The 21,557-nt window shown below is 73.0% G+C and carries 23 protein-coding genes and 1 pseudogene; 6 read left to right on the top strand and 18 right to left on the bottom strand.

Annotated features, from left to right (window positions below; translation table 11 throughout):
* Window positions 1–20 precede the first annotated feature (20 nt).
* The 4 genes from KVF89_RS11425 to KVF89_RS11440 all read right to left on the bottom strand — a co-directional run bounded on the left by KVF89_RS11425 (window position 21) and on the right by KVF89_RS11440 (window position 2,462).
* On the bottom strand, window positions 21–437 hold the full coding sequence (locus tag KVF89_RS11425; RefSeq protein WP_257425685.1) for a DUF3037 domain-containing protein: 417 nt from the start codon (window positions 435–437) through the stop codon (window positions 21–23).
* Entirely contained in the window at window positions 434–1,216 is a 783-nt protein-coding gene (locus KVF89_RS11430) for a HipA family kinase (RefSeq protein WP_257425686.1), read from the bottom strand. The genes KVF89_RS11425 and KVF89_RS11430 overlap by 4 nt, the downstream gene beginning before the upstream one ends.
* A gap of 13 nt (window positions 1,217–1,229) precedes the next feature.
* Window positions 1,230–2,087: a PPK2 family polyphosphate kinase gene (locus KVF89_RS11435; RefSeq protein ID WP_257425687.1), complete on the bottom strand. Its 858-nt coding sequence runs from the start codon at window positions 2,085–2,087 to the stop codon at window positions 1,230–1,232.
* A 165-nt stretch (window positions 2,088–2,252) separates the two neighbouring features.
* Window positions 2,253–2,462: a heavy-metal-associated domain-containing protein gene (locus tag KVF89_RS11440; RefSeq protein WP_257425688.1), complete on the bottom strand. Its 210-nt coding sequence runs from the start codon at window positions 2,460–2,462 to the stop codon at window positions 2,253–2,255.
* A gap of 91 nt (window positions 2,463–2,553) precedes the next feature.
* On the opposite strand from KVF89_RS11440, the gene KVF89_RS11445 reads away from it, so the two are divergent.
* A complete protein-coding gene (locus KVF89_RS11445) occupies window positions 2,554–2,793 on the top strand; it encodes a CDGSH iron-sulfur domain-containing protein (RefSeq protein ID WP_257425689.1) in 240 nt (79 codons plus the stop codon).
* Window positions 2,794–2,855: 62 nt separating this feature from the next.
* Here KVF89_RS11445 and KVF89_RS11450 read toward each other — a convergent pair whose 3' ends face one another.
* The 12 genes from KVF89_RS11450 to hutH all read right to left on the bottom strand — a co-directional run bounded on the left by KVF89_RS11450 (window position 2,856) and on the right by hutH (window position 15,202).
* Complete coding sequence (locus KVF89_RS11450) at window positions 2,856–3,347, bottom strand: phosphoribosyltransferase (protein WP_257425690.1); 492 nt, start codon at window positions 3,345–3,347, stop codon at window positions 2,856–2,858.
* Window positions 3,337–3,861 (bottom strand): regulatory protein RecX, encoded by a 525-nt coding sequence (locus tag KVF89_RS11455; protein ID WP_257425691.1) that lies wholly within the window; start codon window positions 3,859–3,861, stop codon window positions 3,337–3,339. The genes KVF89_RS11450 and KVF89_RS11455 overlap by 11 nt, the downstream gene beginning before the upstream one ends.
* 2 nt (window positions 3,862–3,863) lie before the next feature.
* Window positions 3,864–4,916 carry a recombinase RecA gene (recA, locus tag KVF89_RS11460; protein ID WP_257425692.1) on the bottom strand — a complete coding sequence of 351 codons (1,053 nt, stop codon included), beginning with the start codon at window positions 4,914–4,916 and terminating at the stop codon, window positions 3,864–3,866.
* 193 nt (window positions 4,917–5,109) lie between these two features.
* Window positions 5,110–6,411, bottom strand: coding sequence for an MFS transporter (locus tag KVF89_RS11465; protein ID WP_257425693.1), 1,302 nt, complete (start codon window positions 6,409–6,411; stop codon window positions 5,110–5,112).
* Window positions 6,408–6,602, bottom strand: a complete 195-nt coding sequence (locus KVF89_RS11470) for a DUF3046 domain-containing protein (RefSeq protein WP_257425694.1) — start codon at window positions 6,600–6,602, stop codon at window positions 6,408–6,410. The genes KVF89_RS11465 and KVF89_RS11470 overlap by 4 nt, the downstream gene beginning before the upstream one ends.
* On the bottom strand, window positions 6,599–7,144 hold the full coding sequence (locus tag KVF89_RS11475; protein WP_257425695.1) for a DinB family protein: 546 nt from the start codon (window positions 7,142–7,144) through the stop codon (window positions 6,599–6,601). The genes KVF89_RS11470 and KVF89_RS11475 overlap by 4 nt, the downstream gene beginning before the upstream one ends.
* 75 nt (window positions 7,145–7,219) lie before the next feature.
* Window positions 7,220–8,182 carry a DUF389 domain-containing protein gene (locus tag KVF89_RS11480; RefSeq protein ID WP_257425696.1) on the bottom strand — a complete coding sequence of 321 codons (963 nt, stop codon included), beginning with the start codon at window positions 8,180–8,182 and terminating at the stop codon, window positions 7,220–7,222.
* Window positions 8,183–8,251: 69 nt separating this feature from the next.
* Window positions 8,252–9,409, bottom strand: coding sequence for an imidazolonepropionase (hutI, locus tag KVF89_RS11485; RefSeq protein ID WP_257425697.1), 1,158 nt, complete (start codon window positions 9,407–9,409; stop codon window positions 8,252–8,254).
* A complete protein-coding gene (locus KVF89_RS11490) occupies window positions 9,406–10,746 on the bottom strand; it encodes a formimidoylglutamate deiminase (protein WP_257425698.1) in 1,341 nt (446 codons plus the stop codon). Before KVF89_RS11490 ends, hutI begins: the two co-directional genes overlap by 4 nt.
* Entirely contained in the window at window positions 10,743–11,969 is a 1,227-nt protein-coding gene (locus KVF89_RS11495) for an allantoate amidohydrolase (RefSeq protein WP_308212713.1), read from the bottom strand. The genes KVF89_RS11490 and KVF89_RS11495 overlap by 4 nt, the downstream gene beginning before the upstream one ends.
* Before the next feature lie 6 nt (window positions 11,970–11,975).
* Window positions 11,976–13,661 (bottom strand): urocanate hydratase, encoded by a 1,686-nt coding sequence (hutU, locus tag KVF89_RS11500; RefSeq protein WP_257425699.1) that lies wholly within the window; start codon window positions 13,659–13,661, stop codon window positions 11,976–11,978.
* Window positions 13,658–15,202 carry a histidine ammonia-lyase gene (hutH, locus tag KVF89_RS11505; protein WP_257425700.1) on the bottom strand — a complete coding sequence of 515 codons (1,545 nt, stop codon included), beginning with the start codon at window positions 15,200–15,202 and terminating at the stop codon, window positions 13,658–13,660. Before hutH ends, hutU begins: the two co-directional genes overlap by 4 nt.
* An 80-nt stretch (window positions 15,203–15,282) precedes the next feature.
* On the opposite strand from hutH, the gene KVF89_RS11510 reads away from it, so the two are divergent.
* Both KVF89_RS11510 and KVF89_RS11515 read left to right on the top strand, forming a co-directional pair.
* On the top strand, window positions 15,283–16,041 hold the full coding sequence (locus KVF89_RS11510; protein ID WP_257425701.1) for an IclR family transcriptional regulator: 759 nt from the start codon (window positions 15,283–15,285) through the stop codon (window positions 16,039–16,041).
* 136 nt (window positions 16,042–16,177) lie between these two features.
* The gene (locus KVF89_RS11515) at window positions 16,178–16,984 is read left to right on the top strand and encodes a hypothetical protein (RefSeq protein WP_257425702.1); all 807 of its coding nucleotides are present in this window, start codon (window positions 16,178–16,180) and stop codon (window positions 16,982–16,984) included.
* A 20-nt stretch (window positions 16,985–17,004) separates the two neighbouring features.
* Here the strand turns inward: KVF89_RS11515 and KVF89_RS11520 are convergent, their stop codons facing one another.
* Both KVF89_RS11520 and KVF89_RS11525 read right to left on the bottom strand, forming a co-directional pair.
* Window positions 17,005–17,385: a VOC family protein gene (locus KVF89_RS11520; RefSeq protein ID WP_257425703.1), complete on the bottom strand. Its 381-nt coding sequence runs from the start codon at window positions 17,383–17,385 to the stop codon at window positions 17,005–17,007.
* On the bottom strand, window positions 17,382–18,860 hold the full coding sequence (locus KVF89_RS11525; RefSeq protein WP_257425704.1) for an N-6 DNA methylase: 1,479 nt from the start codon (window positions 18,858–18,860) through the stop codon (window positions 17,382–17,384). Before KVF89_RS11525 ends, KVF89_RS11520 begins: the two co-directional genes overlap by 4 nt.
* A gap of 59 nt (window positions 18,861–18,919) precedes the next feature.
* Between KVF89_RS11525 and KVF89_RS11530 the strand changes: the two are divergent.
* The 3 genes and pseudogenes from KVF89_RS11530 to KVF89_RS11540 all read left to right on the top strand — a co-directional run.
* Window positions 18,920–20,248: pseudogene (locus KVF89_RS11530) on the top strand (nicotinate phosphoribosyltransferase); the annotation flags it as partial.
* Window positions 20,246–20,836 carry an isochorismatase family protein gene (locus tag KVF89_RS30585; protein WP_257425948.1) on the top strand — a complete coding sequence of 197 codons (591 nt, stop codon included), beginning with the start codon at window positions 20,246–20,248 and terminating at the stop codon, window positions 20,834–20,836. The pseudogene KVF89_RS11530 and the gene KVF89_RS30585, both read left to right, overlap by 3 nt.
* Window positions 20,833–21,549: an NUDIX hydrolase gene (locus tag KVF89_RS11540; RefSeq protein ID WP_257425705.1), complete on the top strand. Its 717-nt coding sequence runs from the start codon at window positions 20,833–20,835 to the stop codon at window positions 21,547–21,549. Before KVF89_RS30585 ends, KVF89_RS11540 begins: the two co-directional genes overlap by 4 nt.
* Window positions 21,550–21,557: the final 8 nt, after the last annotated feature.

Below are 21,557 nucleotides of genomic sequence, written 5' to 3' on the forward strand. Positions count from 1 at the left end.
GGTTCGTCGGTCAGGTCCGCTCAGAGCACCAGCGCCTCGAGCAGGTGCTCCAGGGTCCGGGCCGGGTCGGCGGTCACGCCGCCGTGGACCGGACCGGGTTGGAGCACGGTGCTCTTGGGCGCCTTGAGGAACCCGAAGCGGGTGCTCGCGTCGTCCTTCTGTGCCCGGGAGCCGTACGCCGTTGCGCGCTCGCCGACGCCGAACGCGGTGTGCGCCTCACCGCTGCAGACCTTCGCGATGGCCGCGAGCGCGGCCTCGACCGCGCGGAGGTCGACCTTGGCGTCGAGTGCGCGGATCCTGGCCGGGTCGACCGCAGAGCGGACGTCGAGGAAGTCCTCGGCCGGGCAGTGGAGCACCACGCCGACGTTGACGAACTCCTCACGCTCGACGCGCGGGACGCAGCGCAGCGTGACGTACTGGTACGGGTGGTGGGTCACGCCCCGGCCTCCATGCCGACCGCGCCCACCGGCAGCCACGCCCGGCCGCCGTCGCGGCGCGCGGCGAGGAAGGCGACGTACCGCTCCCGCAGCGCGTCCGGTGTCTCGGCGCCCGGCACCGGCTCCAGCCAGGCGTCGGGCACGTCGGCGAGCACCTGGACGAGCGTCTCGTCGGTCAGCCGCGCGGCGAGGTCGGCGTCCTGTGCGACCGCCGGGGCGGCGAATCCGCGCAGGATGTGCTCGGAAGCGTCGTAGGGCTGCGCCGCGAACCGGGCGGGGTCGCCCGGACCGCCGGACCAGGAGTGGTGGAAGTACAGCGACGCACCGTGGTCGATCGCCTGCAGCGTGCCGCGCCACACCAGCAGGTTGGGGTTGCGCCAGCTGCGGTCGACGTTGGCCGTGAAGGCGTCCAGCCACAGGACCCGGCCCGCGAGGTCGGCGTCCGGGGTGCTGGTCGGGTCGTACCCGAAGGAGCCCGGGAGGAAGTCGATGCCGAGGTTGAGGCCGGTGCTGGCGTTGATCAGGTCCTGCACCTCCTCGTCGGCCTCGTAGCGCGCGATCTCGGGGTCGAGGTCGAGCACGACCTGGTCCGGAGTGGGTACGTCGAGCAGGCGGGCCAGGCCGGCGACGACGACCTCCGCGACCAGCACCCGCGCGCCCTGGCCGGCACCGCGGAACTTGCAGACGTAGGTGCCGAGGTCGTCTGCCTCCACGATCCCGGGCAGGCTCCCGCCCTCGCGCAGCGGCGTGACGTAGCGGGTGACCTTGACCTGCTCCATGCTCACACCACGCTCAGCGGACCGACGCGTCGAGCAGGCGCTGCCGCTCGTGGGCCACGTCGAAGTCGGCCTTCGGCCAGCCCAGGTCGTAGGAACGCAGCGTGTCATGGAGCAGCGTGCCGATCGCGAGGTTGCGGTACCACTTCTTGTCGGCCGGGACGACGTGCCACGGCGCGACCTCGGTGTGGGTGCGCTCGATCGCGACCTCGTAGGCCTCCTGGTACGCCGGCCACAGCTCGCGCTCGTCGACGTCCCCCGGGTTGTACTTCCAGTGCTTGGTCTCGTCGTCCAACCGGGCGAGCAGACGCTCCTGCTGCTCGGCCGCCGAGATGTGCAGCATGCACTTGATGATCGTCGTCCCCTCTGCGACCAGCTCCGCCTCCCAGGCGTTGATGGCGTCGTAGCGCCGCTCGATCTCCTCCGGGGGCGCGAGCGAGCGGACCCGTGCTATCAGCACGTCCTCGTAGTGGGACCGGTCGAAGACCCCGATCAGGCCGACCGGTGGCAGGGCCCGGGTGATCCGCCAGAGGAAGTCGTGGGAGAGCTCCTCCGGAGTCGGTGCCTTGAAGGACGTGATCCGCACGCCCTGCGGGTCGACCAGGCCGACCGTCGAGCGCAGGGTGCCGCCCTTGCCCGACGTGTCCATGCCCTGCAGGACGAGCAGGACGCTCCGGCGACCGCCGGACTTGCCGTCGGCGAAGAGCCGCTCCTGCAGGTCCGCGAGCTGGGGACCCAGTGCGAGCAGTGCGCTCTCGCCGTCCTTCTTGCTCCCGTCGAAGCCGGGAGCGGCGTCGGTCTCGATGGTGCTCAGGTCGACCGGACCCGACGCGACACGCAGCGGCTTGGTGAGATCCGAGAGAGGAAAGCTCATGGCTGGACCGTAGCGGCCGGTGGGGGGCGCGGGGCCGCGCCCGCCGGCCCCCGCCCCCCCCCCGCGGGGCTTGGCTCAGCCGCGCGAGCTACAGACTGCGGGGGGGCCGTGCCGGCGGGGGGTGGGGCGCGCGGCCGCGGGGGCGCCCCCGCCCCCCGCCCACGATCAGTCCTCGATCGTGTAGCCGACCTCGGCGATCGCCGACCGGATCGCGGCATCGTCCGCTGCGCCGGTCACCTCGAGGGCTCCCGTGCTCACGTCGACATCCACGTCCGTCACTCCGTCGACAGCGCTCACCGCGCCGGTGACCTTGGTGACACATCCGTTGCAGGTCATCCCCGCCACAGTGTAGGTGGCCGTCACGACGTTGCTCATCCTCTGTTCCTCTCATCGACCGATTGGACGCCTATAGGGTACCCCCCTATGGTATCAACGACCAACAGAGATGCCTATCCCAGGAGAGTCCATGGCCGATCAGAGCAGCCGTCCGGTGACAGTCAAAGCCGTCCAGGACGGTCCACTCCAGATCAAGGGGGGCTTCCGGCTCCTCGACCCGAGCGGGGAGGAGTACGACCTGGACGGTCAGCGGGTGGTGCTGCTGTGCCGCTGCGGCCGCTCCGGAGATCAACCGTTCTGCGACTCCAGCCACCGCGCCACGGACTTCCGCAGCACCGACCGTCCGGCGTGCGTGACCGGCGCCGACTGAGCATCCGCGGCGCGCGGGCACGGCGTTCCGGCGTGAAAGCTCGGCTCAGCCGGCGCTCGCGCTCACCCGCCGACCAGCGGCGGGCTCGAGGACCAGGGGAAGTCGATCCACCCCTCGGTGTGGCGCCAGACGTACTCCGGGTGGATCACCGTCCACGGCTTCTCGTAGATGACCGCGGTGCGCGCCTCGGCCACGTGGTCGGCGAAGAAGTCACGCACCACCTCGAGGGTCTTGCCGGTGTCGGCGACGTCGTCCGCGATGAGCACCTTCATGCCGGTCAGGTCGATGGCGGCCGGTGTCGGCGGCAGCATCATGGGCACGTCGAGACGCTCGTTGATGCCGGTGTAGAACTCGACGTTGACCGCGGACAGGTTCTTCACGTTCAGGGCGTAGCCCAGGCCCATCGCCAGTCCGAGGCCGCCACGCGCGATCGCGAGCACGATGTCGGGCTCGAAGCCGTCATCGACCACCTGCTGGGCGAGATCGCGCACCGCGGTGCCGAAGAGGTCGTAGGTCAAGATCTCGCGCTCGGGAACCACGGCGTCAGTCGTCACTCGCCCATTCTGCACCGAGCTCGGCACGCACCACGGCGTAGGCGACCCCCGAGGAGTAGCCCTTGCGGGCGAGCATCCCGACCAGCCTCCGGACGGCGACCTGCTCCTCGAGGCCACGCATCGAGCGTAGCTTCTTGCGGACCAGGACGCGCGCCGTCTCCTCCTCGTCGCCCGGGTCGACCTCGGCGAGCACGGTCTTGGCCGTCTCGTCGGCGACGCCCTTGCGACGCAGCTCGACCGCGAGAGCCGTCCGGGCCAGGCCACGGCTGCGCTGGCGCCCTTCGACCCAGGCCCGGGCGAACGCCTCGTCGTCGACCAGGCCGACCTCCTCGAACCGGTCGAGGAGCCGGCCGGCCACGTCCTCGGGGACATTGCGCCGAGCCAGCCGATCCTCCAGCTCACGACGACTGCGCGCCTTGATGCTCAGCTGGTCGAGGAGGATCTTGCGCGCGACCGACTCGGGGTCGGCCTCCTCCGTCCAGCCGTCATCCTCGGGCGGCTCGTCATTGCGCACGCTCAGAACGAGTCGACGCCGATGGGCTCGTCGGAGAGATCGGCGAACTCGCCGTCGACGGTCGGGGTGACGCCGAGCTTCTCGAGGATCTTCTTCTCCAGCTCGTTGGCCAGGTCGGGATTGTCCTTGAGGAAGCCGCGGGAGTTCTCCTTGCCCTGGCCGAGCTGGTCGCCCTCGTAGGTGTACCAGGCGCCGGCCTTGCGGACCAGGCCCGCCTCGACGCCGACGTCGATCAGGCTGCCCTCGCGGGAGATGCCCTTGCCGTACATGATGTCGAACTCGGCCTGCTTGAACGGCGGGGCGACCTTGTTCTTGACGACCTTGACCCGGGTCCGGTTGCCGACCATGTCGGTGCCGTCCTTGAGGGTCTCGATGCGACGCACGTCGAGGCGCACGGAGGAGTAGAACTTCAGCGCGCGACCACCGGTGGTGGTCTCGGGCGAGCCGAACATGACGCCGATCTTCTCGCGCAGCTGGTTGATGAAGATGGCGGTCGTCTTGGACTGGTTGAGGGCACCGGTCATCTTGCGCAGCGCCTGGCTCATCAGGCGGGCCTGGAGGCCGACGTGGCTGTCGCCCATCTCGCCCTCGATCTCCGCGCGGGGCACGAGCGCGGCGACCGAGTCGATGACGATCAGGTCGAGCGCACCGGATCGGATCAGCATGTCGGCGATCTCGAGCGCCTGCTCACCGGAGTCGGGCTGGGAGACCAGGAGGGCGTCGGTATCGACGCCGAGGGCCTTGGCGTACTCCGGGTCGAGCGCGTGCTCGGCGTCGATGAAGGCCACGATGCCCCCCGCGGCCTGCGCGCTGGCGACCGAGTGGAGCGCGACGGTGGTCTTGCCGCTCGACTCCGGGCCGTAGATCTCCACCACGCGACCACGCGGGAGGCCGCCGATGCCGAGCGCCACGTCCAGCGCGATCGACCCGGTCGGGATCACGTCCAGGGGGGCACGCGAGTCGTCACCGAGCCGCATCACCGAACCCTTGCCGTACTGCTTCTCGATGTTGAGCAGGGCGGTGTCGAGCGCCTTCTGCCGATCGTCTCCAGCCATGGTCCTCAGTCCTTCGTGTCGTGGTGGGCCAGGTACGTCGGCGACGCTAGGGCGAGGTCCCGACACAACCTGATCAGTCGTGCCGTGGGTGTGGACAACCAGCCCTCACGTCGTACCTGTGGACAGTCGAGGGCCCCTGGGGGGCACCTGCTGCCGTGCGACCAACCTAGCCGAACAGGTGTTCGAAGTCGCGTCAGGCCGCCCGGCGTGTCGGCTCCGCATCGCCCCGCGACGCGGAGATGGCGCGGGCCGCGCAGCCGAGGACGCCGACGACGAGCAGCAGGCTGGCCAGGGCCAGGGCGGGATAGCCCGCCGCCCCGACCACGACGCCGGCGATCGCGCCGGCCGCCGCGGCGGTCAGGCCCATCACGAGGTCGGAGACGCCCTGCACGTCGGTCCGCACCGCCAACGGGGCGTGCTCGGCGACCAGGGTCGAGGCCGAGACCATCGCCAGCGACCAGCCCAGACCGAGCAGGAACAGGCCGGCGGTGACCTGCCACGACATCCCGCTCGGCGCCGACCCGCACAGGAGCAGGGCCGCGAGCAGCACCACTGCGCCGGCGGCCAGGACGGGCGGGCGGCCGAACCGGTCGGCGAGCATCCCGACGACCGGCGAGAACGCGAACATGCCGAGCACGTGCACGCTGATCACGATCCCGATCACCTCGAGGCCGGAGCCGCCGTGCTCCATGTGCAGCGGCGTCATCGTCATCACGCCGACCATCGTGGCGTGGGTGAGGGCCAGGCCCGCGATCGCGTAGCCGAGGACCGGGCGGTCCCGGACCACGGCGGCGGTACGGCTCCACGAGGAGCCGGTGCGTGCTCCGGCCGGCGCGGCGCTCCCCCCGGACGCGGCGCGCTGCGCGGTCAGCAGCGGATCGGGACGCAGCAGCACCGCGACGAGCACCGCCGCGGCGAGCATGCCGATCGCACCGATGGCGAACGGGCCGGTCAGCTCCGGGATCCCGACGGTGTCGGCGACGGCACCCGCCGGGCCGGTCAGGTTCGGTCCCGCGACGGCGCCGATCGTCGTCGCCCACACCACCAGGGACAGCGAGCGGGCGCGGTTCGCGTCGGTGGCGAGGTCGGTCGCGGCGTACCGCGCGGCGTTGTTGGCCGACGTCGTCGCGCCGAGCAGCATCGCGCCCACGAGCAGGAGCGGCATCGAGCCGACCACGCCCGCGAGCACGGCGGTCAGACCGCCGGCCGAGCCCACGACGTATCCCGTCATCAGTCCGCTCCGGCGACCGTGCCGCGCCATCAACGGCGCGAGCAGGAACGAGATCACGGCGGCACCGAGCACCTGCGCGGTCTGGGCGAGGCCGGACATCGCCTCGGAGCCGGACAGGTCGCGAGCGAGCAGGGAGGCGGTGGCGATGCCGATGGTGATGCCGACCGCGCCGACCGCCTGGGTGAGGACGAGCACCCGGACCGTGCGCCGCTGGATCCCGGCGAGGATCAGGTCGGCCTCGACGCCGTCCGCCAGGCCGGTCACCGCTCGCTCGCCGGCAGCTCGAGGACCTCCCAGACCGCGCGCCAGACCTCCTTCGGCGTGACGCCCGCATCCAGGGCCTGAGCCGCCGTGCGGTGGCCGAGCGTGCCGATCACGAACGTGTCGGCCCACACGCGGGCGTAGCCGTCACCGAGGTGGCGGTCCATGCGTGCCCAGAACTCGGTGTGTCTCACTCCCCCATGATCCACCGCACGTCCCACCGGTGGTGCACGAGGTCGTGCAGGTGGTAGCGCCCGAGCGTGTCGACGGTGAAGACACTGCCGTTGCTGCGCCGGCCCGGGCGGTCCCAGGCGTCGTCGGGGACCCGGTCGTAGGCGTCCGCGGCGGCCGCGGCGGCCGCCAGCAGGTCCGGTACGACGTCCGCGACCCGCTGCTCGTCGTACCGCTCCGTCACGGCGGCCTCGTCCTGGTCCCAGTTCTCGAACCGGGGATCCTCCTCGGCGAGCATCTGCTCGACGCGGCCCACGAAGACCCGGTTCACGTCGCGCACGTGGCAGCCGTACTCGAGGGGCGACCAGACGGTGGGGGCGGGACGCGCGGCGGCCCGTGGATCGGCCAGTGCAGCGGCCCAGAAGTCGGCGTTGTCGCGGATGCCGGTGCCGAGGCTCGCGCGCTCGACGCCCGTGGCGTCGAACCGGCACTCCGAGCAGGGGCGCCGCAGCACCCAGGTCCAGTCCTTGGTGTCGGGCGCGATGACGACGCTCTCGTTGGTCACGGGGTCATCCTCGGGGGCCGGGCACCGCGCCACGAGCGGGGATCCGGTCAATCGCCGTCGAGGACCTGCCAGGTGTCAGTCCCGGCGCCGCAGCCGCGCGACCAGTCGCGCCCGGCGCTCGGACATCCGGCTCCACACCGCCTGCTGGAAGGCGAGGGTCAGCCAGCCGGCGACGGCCATGCCGGAGATGTTGAGCAGCAGCTGCAGGACGCTGCCCCGGATCTCGTCGGGAACGCCGAACGCGAGGCCCAGCGCGACATTGCCGGCCGCGGGAATGGTGGTGACGGAGATGAAGACGCCCGACAGGCCACCGACCTTCGCCGAGGTGAGGGAGAGCGCGCCGGCGGCGGCCGCGACGACCGCCACGATGAAGGACCACTTGTCCGGGGCGTAGATGAACCCGGTCGCCGGTCGGGGCGCCGTCACCATGTCGAGCGTGATCCAGCCCAGCCACCGGCCGACGAGCGCACCCACCGTCGCCACCGCGATGGCGACACCGAAGCCGATCACGAGCGACCGCGCGGCGAAGCGGAGGAGGGACGGCCGGCGGCGGACCAGTGCCAGGCCCAGAGCGGCGATCGGGACGAACTCCGGGCCGAGCACCATCGCTCCGATCACCAGGATCTGGGAGTCGAGGAGGATCGCGATGCTCGCGATGAGCGTCGCCAGGCTCATGAAGGTCAGGAACGTCCAGTTGAGCTCGGACTCCTCGTATGCGCGCTGGGTGACGTCGGCCCAGACGACGGAGTCGGCGGAGGAGCCCGGAGTGCGGCGCTCGGCGTCGAGCCCCGCCTGCGACAGCCAGGTCGACACGGGCACGACATGGATCGACCCCTCCGTCGGGACGCCGATCTTCCGCAGTGCGTCGACGACGTCGTTCACCGCCTCCCGCGGCAGGTCCGCCTCGACGAGGTCCCCCTCGGGCACGAGGGCGGCCCCGCGGACGCAGGTCAGGCTGGTGACCGCCGGGTCGCCGCGCAGCGCGTCGAGGACGGCCGCGGTCAGGTTCCTCGGGGAGGTGATCCGGAGATGCTGCACGGTCGAACCCTGCCACCCCGAGCCGCCCGAACCCGGCACCTCGACCGGACGGACCTGGCGCCCGTCGGGTCAGGCGCTCCAGGTGCGCGCGACGAGAGGGACACCGGGCCGGTAGGCGAGGTGCACGTGCGTGGGCGCGTCGAGGAGGGTCAGGTCCGCCCGCGCACCCGGGACGACGACACCGACGTCGGTGCGCCCGAGCGCGGCCGCGCCACCGGCGGTCGCGGCCCACACGGCCTCGCCGGGCGTCATCCCCATCTCGCGCACGGCGAGCGCGATGCAGAACGGCAGCGAGCTGGTGTAGCAGGAGCCCGGGTTGCAGTCGCTCGCGATCGCGACGGTGACACCGGCGTCGATCAGCCGCCGCCCCGACGGGTACGGGTGCCTGGTGGAGAACTCGACGCCCGGCAGCAGGGTCGCCACCGTCCCGGCGTCGCGCAGCGCGTGCACGTCGTCGTCGCTGAGATAGGTGCAGTGGTCGACGGCCGTCAGGCCGAGCTCGGCGGCCAGCCTGACGCCCGGGCCCTCGCCCAGCTGGTTGGCGTGCAGCCGCCCCTTCAGGCCGACGGCGGCGCCGGCCGCGAGGATGGTGCGGGCCTGGTCCGCGTCGAAGGCGCCGCGCTCGCAGAACACGTCGATCCACCGCGCGTGGGGTGCGGCGGCGTCGAGCATCGGTCCGGTCACGAGGTCGACGTACGCCGCGGGATCGTCGGCGTACTCGGGAGCGACGACGTGGGCGCCCAGGAAGGTCGTCTCGTCCGTGAACTCCCGCGCGACCCGCAGCGAGCGCGCCTCGTCGTCCACCGAGAGGCCGTAGCCGGACTTGATCTCCAGCGTGGTCGTGCCCTGGCGGCGCATCTCGGCCACGTGACGGGCGACACCGGCGGCGAGCTGGTCGTCACTGGCCGCCCGGGTGGCGGCGACGGTGGTGCGGATCCCGCCGGCGGCGTACGACTCGCCCGCCATCCGGGCCTGGAACTCCAGCGCCCGGTCACCGGCGAACACCAGGTGGCTGTGGCTGTCGACGAAGCCCGGCAGGACGGCCCGGCCCCGCGCCTCGAAGACCTCGTCGGCGGCGGGCGCCTCGGCCGCGGCGCCGACCCAGGCGATCACCCCGTCCTCGACGACCACCGCGGCGTCGGTGCGGACGCCGAGCCGGTCGCCCGACCGTGCTGCCGCGGGATCGTTGGTGACGAGCTCGCCGATGTCGGTGATGAGCAGGCTCATGCGTTCCCCTTCCCTTGCCACAGCCTTCCGATGACCGCGTCGAGGGCCCGCCCGACCGCGCCGTGGTCGCCCTCGAAGACGACCTTGCCGTCGGTCAGCACATGGGTGACGTCGGCGCCGCTCGCGGCGAAGACGGCCGTGTGCTCGTCCCTCCCGGTGCCGGCGGTGCGGGGCGAGGTGAGGTCGATGGTGACCAGGTCGGCGCGCCGGCCGACCGCGATCTCGCCCGCGTCGGCGAAGCCGAGGCTGCGATGGCCGTCGGCGGTGGCGGCGGTGAGCAGTTCGGCCGCGCTCCAGTGGCCGCGCGCCTGCGTGGCGAGGCGCTCGTCCAGCTCGACGGCGCGCATCTCCTCGAAGGCGTCGATGACCGCATGGCTGTCGGAGCCGAGTGTCAGCGCCGAGCCGGCCGCCTGCAGCCGCCGGGCCGGACCGATGCCGTCACCGAGGTCGCGCTCGGTGGTGGGGCAGAACGACGCGAACGCGCGCGCCTCCCCCAGCAGCCGGATGTCCTCGTCGGTGAGGTGGGTGGCGTGGACGGCGCTCGTCATCGGGCCGAGCAGGCCGTGCTCGGCGAGCAGCCGCGTCGGCGTGACACCGTGCGCGGCGACGCAGTCGGCGTTCTCCTTGACCTGCTCGGACAGGTGCACGTGGACCGGCACCCCGGCCTCGACGTACCGCGCCAGCACCTTGAGCGCGTCGGCAGGCACCGCGCGCACCGAGTGGGCGGCGACCCCGATGACGCTGCTCGTGCCCTCGGCGCCCGCCGATCCACAGAGCGCGGACAGTGCCGCCACCCGCTCCTGCCAGGCCTCGGCCGACCGGTCGTCGAAGCGCCGCTGGACGCCCTCGGTCGCGGCACCGAAGCCGCTGGACAGGTAGAGCGTGTCGAGCAGCGTGATCCGGATGCCGGCGTCACGGGCCGCGGCGAGGAGGGCGTTGCCCATCGCGTTCGGGTCGTCGTACGGCGTCCCGTCGGGCCGGTGGTGCAGGTAGTGGAACTCCCCCACCGAGGTGTAGCCCGCCGCCACCATCTCGGCGTAGGTCGCCTTCGCGAGCTCGTAGTAGGTGTCCGGGTCGAGCCGACCGGCCACGGCGTACATCTGCTCGCGCCAGGTCCAGAACGAGCCGCGACCGGTCTGGGTCCGGCCGCGCAGTGCCCGGTGGAACGCGTGGCTGTGAGTGTTGGCGAAGCCGGGCAGGGTCAGGCCCCGCAGCGGGACTCCGGTGTCGGTCGCGTCCGGCACGACCGAGGTGATCCGGCCGTGCTCGACCTCGACCCGGACCGTGTCCCGAACCCGGCCCTCGACCCACGCGCGCTCGAGCAGGTACGCGGTCACGGCACGACCTGGTCGGCGACCAGCCCGGTGAGCGCGTCGGCGAGGGCCTCGACACCGGCCAGGCAGTCGGCGGTCTCCGCGGTCTCGTACGGCGAGTGCGAGACGCCTGAGGGGTTGCGGACGAAGAGCATCGCGGTGGGGATGCCGGCGTCCTGCAGGATGCCGGCGTCATGACCGGCCTGCGTGGGCAGCACGGGCACGCCTCCGAGCCGCGCGGCGAGCTCGTCGCGCAGGGCGGGGTCGAAGGCGACCTCGCCGCTGACCGACTCCGGCGTGACCGTGACGGTGGTGCCGTCGCGCTCCGCGCGGTCGGTGGCCTGCTTCTCCACGGCGGCGACGACAGCGGCGAGCGTGGCGTCGGACTCGGCCCGCGCATCGAGCCACGCGGTCACGTGCGAGGGGACGGCGTTGGTGCCGTTGGGCCGGACGTCGATGCGGCCGAAGGTCGCCCGCTGGCCGGAGAGCCTGGCCTGCTTGTTGGCCGCGAGCGCGGTCATCGCGTAGGTCAGCATCGGGTCGGCGCGGTCCTCCATGCGGGTGGTGCCCGCATGGTCGGCGCGGCCGGCGATGTCGTAGCGATAGCGACCGTGCGGCCAGATCGCGCTGTGCACACCGACCGGCGCGTCGAGGTCGATCAGGCCACGGCCCTGCTCGACGTGGAGCTCGACGTAGGTCGCGACCCCGTCGAGCATCGTCGAGCCCGCGCCGTCGGCCGGGCCCTCGATCACGTCGCCGAGCCGGACCCCGTCGCGGTCGGTGAGCTCCCGCGCGAGGTCCCAGGTGGTCGCGCCCACAGCCAGCCGCGAGCCGAGGCAGGCCCGGCCGAAGCGCGAGCCCTCCTCCTCGACGAAGGCGGCGACGCCGAGCCGGCGGGCGGGCTCGACGCCGCGGGACCGCATCAGGTCGAGCGCGGCGAAGGAGGAGACGACACCGAGCGGTCCGTCGTACGCACCGCCGTCGAGGACGGAGTCGAGGTGGGATCCGGTGAGCACCTTGCCGGCCTCGGCCGGCGGCCCCCACCAGGCGACCAGGTTGCCGAACGGGTCCTCCTCGACCTCCAGCCCGCGGGCACCGGCCGCCTCGCGGAACCACGTCCGCAGCTCGAGCTCGGCCGCCTGCCAGGGTTGGCGGAAGTAGCCGCCGGAGGACGCCGAGCGCCCGACCGGCGCGAGGTCGCGCCACATCTGCTCGAAGTCGGCAACCTCGCCGGTCGAGAAGGTCACCGCGGATCAGCCTTCCTGCATGGGGATCCGGACACCGCGCTCGGCGGCGACCTCGGCCGCGCTCGCGTAGCCCGCGTCGACGTGGCGGATGACACCCATGCCCGGGTCGTTGGTCAGCACGCGCTCGATCTTCGCAGCAGCGAGGTCGGTGCCGTCGGCGACACAGACCTGGCCGGAGTGGATGGAGCGGCCCATGCCGACTCCGCCGCCGTGGTGCAGGGACACCCAGGTCGCGCCCGAGGCGGTCGCGGTGAGGGCGTTGAGCAGCGGCCAGTCGGCGATCGCGTCGGAGCCGTCGAGCATGGACTCGGTCTCGCGGTACGGCGACGCGACCGAGCCGCAGTCGAGGTGGTCGCGGCCGATCACGATCGGCGCCTTGAGCTCGCCGCTCCTGACCATCTCGTTGAACTTCAGCCCGGCCAGGTGACGCTCGCCGTACCCGAGCCAGCAGATGCGGGCGGGCAGACCCTGGTAGTGGACGCGCTCCTGCGCCATGGCGATCCACTTGTGCAGCCGCTCGTACTCTGTCTTCTCACTGGGAGGGAAGAGCTCGAGGATCGCCTTGTCGGTGGCGGCGATGTCGGCCGGGTCGCCGGACAGCGCGGCCCAGCGGAAGGGGCCCTTGCCCTCACAGAACAGTGGGCGGATGTAGGCCGGGACGAAGCCCGGGAACTCGAACGCGCGGTCGTAGCCGCCCTTGCGCGCCTCGTCGCGGATCGAGTTGCCGTAGTCGAACACCTCGGCCCCGGCGTCCTGGAACTCCACCATCGCCCGCACGTGCGCGGCCATCGATGCCTGGGCGTCCTTGGTGAAGCCCTCCGGGTCGCGCTCGGCGGCCTGGCGCCAGTCCTCGAAGGCGACGCCCACGGGCAGGTACGACAGCGGGTCGTGCGCCGACGTCTGGTCGGTGACGACGTCGATCGGGGCCTTCATCTCCAGCAGCCTCGGGAAGACCTCGGCGGCGTTGCCGAGCAGGCCGATGGACAGGCCGCGCCTCTCGTCGCGCGCCGCGACCGCGAGCTCCAGCGCGTGCTCCAGCGTCTCGGCCTGGACGTCGAGGTAGCGGTGCTCGATGCGGCGGGTGATCCGGCTCTGGTCGACGTCGACGCAGATCGCGACGCCGTCGTTCATGGTGACGGCCAGCGGCTGGGCGCCACCCATGCCGCCCAGGCCGGCGGTCAGGGTGATCGTGCCGGCGAGGGTGCCGCCGAAGCGCTTGTCGGCGACCGCGGCGAAGGTCTCGAAGGTGCCCTGGAGGATGCCCTGCGTGCCGATGTAGATCCACGAGCCGGCCGTCATCTGGCCATACATCGTGAGGCCGAGCTCCTCCAGGCGGCGGAACTCCTCCCAGTTGGCCCAGTCGCCGACCAGGTTGGAGTTGGCGATGAGGACGCGGGGAGCCCACTCGTGGGTGCGGAAGACGCCGACGGGCTTGCCGCTCTGGACGAGCATCGTCTCGTCGGACTCGAGGTCGCGCAGGGTGCGCACGAGGGCGTCGTACGCCTCCCAGCTGCGCGCCGCCTTGCCGGTGCCGCCGTAGACGACGAGGTCCTCGGGACGCTCGGCGTTCTCGGGGTCGAGGTTGTTCATCAGCATCCGCAGCGGGGCCTCGGTCTGCCACGACTTCGCGCTCAGCTCGGTGCCGGTCGCGGCATGGATGGGGAGGCGCGGGTTGTCCTGCTGGGTGGTCATGCGAGTTCTCCGATCACGTTCGCGACGGCCGCCGTGACGGAGCGGTCGGCGACGAGCTGGTAGGCGGTTTCGATCTCGGGGGCGAGGAAGCGGTCGGTGCCGGGCCCGCCGACGCCTGCGTCGCGGAGCAGGTGCACGACGGCGCCGGCGGCGGGGCTCGGGGTCAGCGGGGCGCGGAGGTCGAGCGCCCGGGACGCGGTCATAAGCTCGATGGCGAGGACCCGGGTGAGCCCGTCGACCGAGCGACGCAGCTTGCGGGCGGCCGACCAGCCCATCGAGACGTGGTCCTCCTGCATCGCGCTCGACGGGATCGAGTCGACGCTGGCCGGGTTGGCCAGGCGCTTGAGCTCGGAGACGATCGCGGCCTGGGTGTACTGCGCGATCATCAGGCCCGAGTCGACGCCCGGGTCGTCGGCGAGGAACGGCGGGAGGCCGTGGTTGCGGGCCTTGTCGAGGAAGCGGTCGGTACGACGCTCCGCGATCGAGGCCAGGTCGGCGGCGACGATCGCGAGGAAGTCGAGCACGTAGGCGACCGGCGCACCGTGGAAGTTGCCGTTGGACTCGACGCGACCCTGGTCCGCGAGGACGACCGGGTTGTCGACCGCCGAGGCCAGCTCGCGCGACGCGACGGAGGCGGCGTGGGCGACCGTGTCGCGGACGCCGCCGTGGACCTGCGGCGAGCAGCGCAGGGAGTACGCGTCCTGGACGCGGTTGCAGTCGGGACCGCGGTGCGACGCGACGACTCCGGAGTCACGCAGCAGCGCGGTGAGGTTGGCCGCGGAGGCCGCCTGGCCGGGGTGTGGGCGGATGGCCTGCAGCTCGGGAGCGAAGACCCGGTCGGTGCCGAGCTGGCCCTCGACCGACATGGCGGCCGAGATGTCGGCTACCTTGAGCAGCTCCGTGAGGTCGTGGATGGCGAGGACCAGCATGCCGAGCATGCCGTCGGTGCCATTGATGAGCGCCAGGCCCTCCTTCTCCTGCAGCTCGACCGGCGTCAGGCCGGCGGCGGCGAGAGCGGTGGCGGCGTCGGTCAGCTCACCGTCGGCGGTGCGGACCGGGCCCTCGCCCATCAGTGCCAGGGCACAGTGCGCAAGGGGCGCGAGGTCGCCGGAGCAGCCGAGCGAGCCGTACTCGTGCACCACCGGTGTGATGCCGTGCGTGAGCAGACCGGCAAGCAGCTCGGCCGTCTCGCGGCGCACCCCGGTGCGGCCGGTGGCAAGCGTCGAGAGGCGTAGCAGCATGAGACCGCGGACGACCTCGCGCTCGACCTCGGGACCGCTGCCCGCGGCGTGCGAGCGGACCAGCGAGCGCTGGAGCTGGGCGCGCAGCTCCGGGGCGATGTGGCGGGTGGCGAGGGCTCCGAACCCGGTCGAGACGCCGTAGTGCGGCGTCGGTGAGGCGGCCAGGTCATCGATGACCGCCCGCGCCTTGTCGATGGCCGCGAGGGCCTCGTCGCTGAGCACCACGCCGGCGCCGCCACGGGCCACCGCGACCACGTCGTCGAACGAGACCGCGCCCGTACCGATCGTCACTCTCTCCATGCCTCGATTCCACCCCCTGGCGCTGGCGCGCGCCAGAGGGAACCGACATGATGGGTCTCGGATCCGAGACAGGAGGAGCGATGGCACAGGTACCCGCCGCGACCCGTGCGCTGCGTGTGCTGCGCTTCCTCGCCGGCCAGCCGGAGCCGGTTGCCGTCGAGCGGATCGCCCGTGAGCTGGGGATCCCGCGGTCCACCACCTATCACCTGCTCCAGGCCATGGCCGACGAGGGCTTCGTGGTGCACCTGGCCGACGAGCGCCGCTACGGTTTGGGCGTGGCGGCCTTCGAGGTCGGGTCCGGCTACGCCCGGCAGGCGCCGCTGCAGCGACTGGCGCGGCGCCCACTGGCGACGCTGGTCGACCGGACCGGCCACAGCGCGCACCTCGCCGTACCCCACGGACGTGACGTGCTCTACGTCGTCGAGGAGCGCGCGCCCGGTCGACCACCACTGGTGACCGACGTCGGGGTCCGGCTGCCCTCCCACCTGACCGCCAGCGGCCGAGCGATCCTGGCCCACCTCCCGCCCAGCCAGGTGCGCGCGCTCTATCCCGACCGCGCCGCCTTCGTGGACCGCACGGGAGTCGGGCCGGGCTCCCCCACCGCGCTGCGCTCCGTCCTCGCGGAGACCCGGCAGCGCGGCTACGCGATCGAGCGGAGCGAGGTGACCGCGGGCATGGCCAGCGTCGCCGCGGCCGTGCTCGACCACAACGAGCTGCCGGTCGCCGGCGTGGCGATCACCTACCCGGCCGACGAGCTCAGCGATCCCCAGCGCGAGCGACTGGCCGGCGCCGTCGTCGCGACAGCCGGGGCGCTGGGCCGGCGGCTGCGCGGGCGCTGACCGCGTCCCCGACGACCTCAGAAGCCCACAGAAGACATCAGAAGTTATCAAGGGTTTCATCTGCACCGTCCCCGGGCATCGATCCCTGCACCGCGGGCTTCCCCCGAACGAGCCCCGACACACACCTGGAGCACCCATGCGACTTCTGACCTCGGGGCCCTCCGCCCTGCTGCTGGCCGCCTCCCTGACCCTGGCGACCCCGGCCCTCGCCGCGACCTCGGAGCGCGCGGCCGGCGCGTCGGCCGCGGAGCCCGCGATCAGCATCGCGGCCAAGAGCACGCAGGTCGAGCGCGGCAAGAAGGTCGTCGTGACCGGTGCCGTCACGAACAAGAGGGTCACCCGGGTGACGCTCCAGCAGAAGCGCGTCGGCACCAAGTGGAAGGCCCAGGCCACCGCGAAGGTCAAGGCCAACGGCACCTACAAGCTCAAGGACAAGACCACCACCGCGGTCACCCGCAAGTACCGCGTGGTCAGCGCCGCCGGTCCGAAGCAGAAGTCCGCCAAGGTGACCGTCGGTGTCTACGCGTGGCGCGACCTGACCAAGGTGCAGCCCCGCGTCATGAACGGATGGAGCGTCGAGAAGACCGTCAACGTCAATGGGGTCGCCTACGGTCCGGCCTACCGCGGATGGGTCCACCCCACCCTCCCGTCACTCGTCGACTACAACCTCAACCGCGAGTGCATCTCGCTGCGCGCCCGGTTCGGCATCAGCGACGCCTCGGACCTCGCGGCCCGCGCGACGATCTCCGTTCTCGGCGACGACGTCCCGGTCTACTCGAAGTCCTTCGGCCTGACCCAGTCGGAGTACGTCACCCTGCCGCTCGGCTCGCCGTTCCGGGTGGGCCTGACCTACACCGTGGAGAACCCCGGCGGCCTTCCGACACCGCCCAACACCGTCCCGGTCGTCGCCCAGCCTGAAGCGTTCTGCACCTCGGCCAAGTAGCGCCTGCCGGACGACCGGGTTCAGTCGTCCGCGGCGAGGTCGGCCTCGGGGTTGCCCCCGAAGCCGACCTCGTTGCCGTCGGCGTCGCGGTAGATCACCTTCCGCACGCCGCCGCCGTAGGTCTCCTCCTCGGCCGGCTCGATCCCTCGAGCCGCGATGCCGGCCACCCGCGCGTCGAGGTCGTCGACGAACACGGTCTGCGCGGCGAAGCCGGCCCGCTCGGGGCGCTGCTCGACCACCAGCCAGCGATGCGGCGCCAGCTCCCAGACGGCCTCGGTCTCATGGGCGAGGAAGGACGGCGGCCCGCCCAGCAGCGCCTCGTACCACGGCCGCGCCTGCGCGTAGTCGCGCACGCAGACCCCTGCGAACAGCTCGACCCCGTCGGCCAGGAAATCGCTCATGCCGGTGTGGACCGGGCCGGCGCGCCGGACTCATCGCGACGACGACGGACCCGCCCCCACCACCAGTCGTACGACGCCGGGTCGGCGCCGTAGGCCGCCGTCATCACGCGGCCGGCGGCGGCGAGCAGGGCGGGCCGCTCCCCGTCCGTCGCGTGCTGGGCGGCGCGTGCCCGTCCGGCCCCCTCGGCCCAGGCCGCCTCGTCGGTGGGCAGTGGCAGGGCGGCGAGCTGGCGGGCGCTGACCTTGACCGAGCCGGCGGTGAGACCGGTGCCGAGGTAGCGGGACGCGGCATGGGCGACCACCGGCGGCGCCAGCAGGACCGCGAGCAGCCGCCACAGATCGCCCGGGTCGTGGGGCACGACGCTGACGACGGGCACCGACGGCAGCCACGCGCCGGCCTCGTCGGCGACCGCCTCGATCACCCGGCCCTGGCCGGCGACCAGCAGCTTGGGCACCAGCCGCGCGTCGGCCCACCGGGCCAGTCCGCCATCGGCCCTCAGCGCGGCGAGGTCGACCGACGGGGCGTCGTACCGCTGGCGGGCGAAGCGGGTCGCCACCCGCCCCCAGCGCAGCTCGGCAGGGTCGATCAGGCCGGTGGTCACGAGCGGGACGCCCCCGGGAAGTCCCTCGTGCACGAACGGCGCGAGGCCGTAGAACTGGTCGCGGAAGTCGGCCGTGCAGGTGGCGAGATCGCCGACCGTCCCGGTCCCGGCGGCCAGCGCGACGGCCGGGATCCCGAAGGCCGGCGCCGCGAGCGCCCCCCATCGCTCCGGGTCGGTGGCCGGAGTCGCGCCGACCCGCACGACGGGGACGCAGGTGAGCACGGGCGTCCCGTCGAACACCGGCCGGTCGCCACACCAGAAGTCGGTCACCGCCCCACGCTCGGCGACGGCCGCGCGGACCGGGCCGGCGTCGCGGGCGGCGAGGACCGAGATCGGCTGGACGAGCGCGACCGTGCCGCCGGGGACGACGAGATCGAGGGCGCGGTGCAGGAACACGGCACTGGTGTCGGTGTAGGCCCCCAGGCCACGGCGCTGCTCCTCGCTCCGCCCGGCCGAGTGCCGCCGGAGCTGACCGAGGAAGGGCGGGTTGCCGACCACGGCGTCGAACCTCCGCCCCTCCCACGCGCTGAGCCCGTCGGCGACGACCACCTGCCGTTCGATCTCGGCGATCGGCACCGTCGGGTCCGCCACGCTCAGCCGCTCGCGGGCGATCCGCACCGCGTCCGGGTCGAGGTCGGAGCCGTGCACGGCGCGCACGCCGAGCCGGCGGGCGGCCGCGACGAGGAAATGACCCGTCCCGCAGGCGGGATCGAGCACCGACCCGGTGGCCGGCAACGCCCGGTCCAGCACCCACGCGACGAGCTCGGGTGGCGTGTAGAACGCACCCTGCGCGCGGCGGCGGTCGCGGTCGTGCTCGGCGAGGTGGCGCTCGTAGGCGTCGGCGGCCTCGTCCGCCTCGGTCCTGCGCGCCATGCTGGGACCCTAGAGGACACCTGTTATAGTCAAGGTGACTACAACATCGAGGAGCTGCGATGGACCGTCCCGTCCAGACCACCGGACTGCTCACCGACCGCTACGAGCTCACCATGCTCGACTCCTTCGTGCGCGACGGCAGCGCCGGCCGCCCGGCCGTCTTCGAGGCGTTCGCCCGTCGCCTGCCCGACGGCCGGCGCTACGGGATGCTCGCCGGGCTCGGGCGGCTGCTCGAGGCGATCGAGCGCTTCTCCTACGACGCCGACGAGCTCGCCTGGCTGCAGGAGCAGGGCGTCATCGGCACCGAGACCGCCCGCTGGCTCACGGACTTCCGGTTCGCCGGCGACGTCGACGGCTACCGCGAGGGTGACCTCTACTTCCCCGGCAGCCCGATCCTCACCGTCACCGGGACCCTCGGCGAGTGCCTCGTCCTGGAGACCCTGGTGCTCAGCGTCCTCAACCACGACACCGCGATCGCCAGCGCCGCGGCCCGGATGGTCGACGCCGCCCGGACCACGACGGGACCGGGGCGGCCGATCATCGAGATGGGCGGTCGTCGCACGCACGAGGAGGCGGCGGTCGCGACCGCGCGGGCGGCGTACCTCGCCGGCTTCGCGACGACGAGCAACCTCGCCGCCGGGCGGAGGTACGGCGTCCCGACCGCCGGCACCGCGGCACACGCGTTCACGCTGGCCCACGACACCGAGGCGGACGCGTTCCGCAGCCAGGTCGAGGCGCTGGGCGTCGGCACGACCCTCCTCGTCGACACCTACGACATCGCGCAGGGCATCCGCACCGCCGTCGAGGTCGCGGGCACGGGACTCGGGGCGGTGCGGATCGACTCCGGCGACCTGGCCGAGGAGTCCCACAAGGCGCGGGTGCTGCTCGACAGCCTGGGTGCCACGGGCACCCGGATCGTGGTGACCAGCGACCTCGACGAGTTCGTCATCACCGCGCTCGCCGACGCCCCCATCGACGGGTACGGCGTCGGCACCCGGGTCGCCACCGGCTCGGGCCACCCCACCGCGAGCATGGTCTACAAGCTGGTCGCGATCGCCGACGCGCCGGGCGAGCCACTGCGCCCGGTCGCCAAGAAGTCCAAGGACAAGGGCTCGGTCGGCGGCCGCAAGCACGCCTTCCGGGAGTACGACGCCGCCGGCACGCTGCGCGCCGAATGGCTCACCGGACAGGACGCTCCCCCGCCGGCGCCGGGCGCACGGCCCGTGCAGGTCGCGCTGGTCCGCGCCGGCGAGGTGGTGCACCGGCCGACGCTCACCGAGGTCCGCGACTTCGCGGCCGCGACCCTGGCCACCCTGCCGGCCGACGCACGCACGGTCGCCGCCGGGCCGGCGTACCTGACCACCACGCTTCGAGAGGAGACAGCGATGGCATCGCAGAGCACGAGGGCGTTGATCGTGGTCGACGTCCAGAACGACTTCGTCGAGGGCGGCTCGCTCGGCGTGACCGGCGGACGCGAGGTGGCCGGCCGGATCAGCGCGCACCTCGCCGCCCACGCGGGCGACTACGCCGTGGTCGCCGCGTCCCGCGACTGGCACCACGCCGGGGAGACCAACGGCGGCCACTTCCACGCGCCCGGCGAGGAGCCGGACTTCGTGACGACCTGGCCGGTGCACTGCGTGCAGGGCGAGGCCGGCTCGGACTACGCGCCCGAACTGGTGACGTCCGCCGTGACGCACCACGTCGTGAAGGGCATGGGCGAGCCGGCGTACTCCGCCTTCGAGGGCGTCACCGACGCCGGCGAGAGGCTCGCCGACCTGCTGCGCGAGGCCGGGGTCGGCGAGGTCGACGTCACCGGCATCGCGACCGACCACTGCGTGCGCGCGACGGCGCTCGACGCCGTGCGCGCGGGCTTCCGGGTCCGCCTCCTCGACGGCCTGCACGCCGGGGTCGCCCCGGACTCGTCGAAGGCGGCACTCGAGGAGCTGGTCGCGGCCGGCGTCGAGGTGACCCGATGACCTCCACGTCGGAGCACCCGCCGTTCGCGGTCGCCGTCGACCTGGCCGTGTTCACGATCCGCGACGGTGCGCTCGCCGTGCTCCTCGTCGAGCGCGGCGAGGAGCCCTTCCGGGGGAGCTGGGCGCTGCCCGGCGGGTTCCTCGAGGCCGAAGAGGACGCCGAGCAGGCGGCCTGGCGTGAGCTGCGCGAGGAGACCGGCATGGAGCGGTTCCCGGGCCACCTCGAGCAGCTGCGGACCTACTCCGCGCCCGACCGCGACCCGCGGATGCGGGTGGTCTCGGTGGCCCACGTGGCGCTGGCCCCGGACCTGCCCGAGCCGCAGGCGGGCACCGACGCGGCCGACGCCCGCTGGTGGGTGGTCGACGACCTGCTCGAGGCGGCCGACGGCACCGACACCCCCACGCTCGCCTTCGACCACGGCCAGATCCTGCTCGACGCCCGGGAGCGGGTCCGCGCCAAGCTGGAGTACACGACGCTCGCCACCGAGTTCGTCGCCGAGCCGTTCACGCTCCCCGAGCTGCGCCGCGTGTACGCCGCCGTGTGGGGCGCTCCCCCGGACCTCGGCAACTTCCGCCGCAAGGTGCTCGGCACCGACGGGTTCGTGGTGCCGACCGACGTGCGCGGCGAGGCCACCGAGGCCGGCGGGCGCCGGGCGCTGCTCTACCGGCGGGGACCGGCCACCGTGGTCACGCCGCCGATGGCCCGCGGCTGATCCGGCGG

It is taken from the genome of Nocardioides carbamazepini, assembly GCF_024614185.1.
GTDB classification, from domain to species: domain Bacteria; phylum Actinomycetota; class Actinomycetes; order Propionibacteriales; family Nocardioidaceae; genus Nocardioides; species Nocardioides carbamazepini.

Coding starts and splice junctions, on each gene's coding strand:
- KVF89_RS11440 (WP_257425688.1), bottom strand. CDS start 2,462: ATGAGCAACGTCGTGACGGCCACCTACACTGTGGCGGGGATGACCTGC.
- KVF89_RS11520 (WP_257425703.1), bottom strand. CDS start 17,385: ATGAGCGATTTCCTGGCCGACGGGGTCGAGCTGTTCGCAGGGGTCTGC.
- KVF89_RS11435 (WP_257425687.1), bottom strand. CDS start 2,087: ATGAGCTTTCCTCTCTCGGATCTCACCAAGCCGCTGCGTGTCGCGTCG.
- KVF89_RS11430 (WP_257425686.1), bottom strand. CDS start 1,216: ATGGAGCAGGTCAAGGTCACCCGCTACGTCACGCCGCTGCGCGAGGGC.
- KVF89_RS11510 (WP_257425701.1), top strand. CDS start 15,283: ATGGCACAGGTACCCGCCGCGACCCGTGCGCTGCGTGTGCTGCGCTTC.
- KVF89_RS11445 (WP_257425689.1), top strand. CDS start 2,554: ATGGCCGATCAGAGCAGCCGTCCGGTGACAGTCAAAGCCGTCCAGGAC.
- hutI (WP_257425697.1), bottom strand. CDS start 9,409: ATGAGCCTGCTCATCACCGACATCGGCGAGCTCGTCACCAACGATCCC.
- KVF89_RS11515 (WP_257425702.1), top strand. CDS start 16,178: ATGCGACTTCTGACCTCGGGGCCCTCCGCCCTGCTGCTGGCCGCCTCC.
- hutU (WP_257425699.1), bottom strand. CDS start 13,661: ATGACCACCCAGCAGGACAACCCGCGCCTCCCCATCCATGCCGCGACC.
- hutH (WP_257425700.1), bottom strand. CDS start 15,202: ATGGAGAGAGTGACGATCGGTACGGGCGCGGTCTCGTTCGACGACGTG.
- KVF89_RS11540 (WP_257425705.1), top strand. CDS start 20,833: ATGACCTCCACGTCGGAGCACCCGCCGTTCGCGGTCGCCGTCGACCTG.
- KVF89_RS30585 (WP_257425948.1), top strand. CDS start 20,246: ATGGCATCGCAGAGCACGAGGGCGTTGATCGTGGTCGACGTCCAGAAC.
- KVF89_RS11525 (WP_257425704.1), bottom strand. CDS start 18,860: ATGGCGCGCAGGACCGAGGCGGACGAGGCCGCCGACGCCTACGAGCGC.
- recA (WP_257425692.1), bottom strand. CDS start 4,916: ATGGCTGGAGACGATCGGCAGAAGGCGCTCGACACCGCCCTGCTCAAC.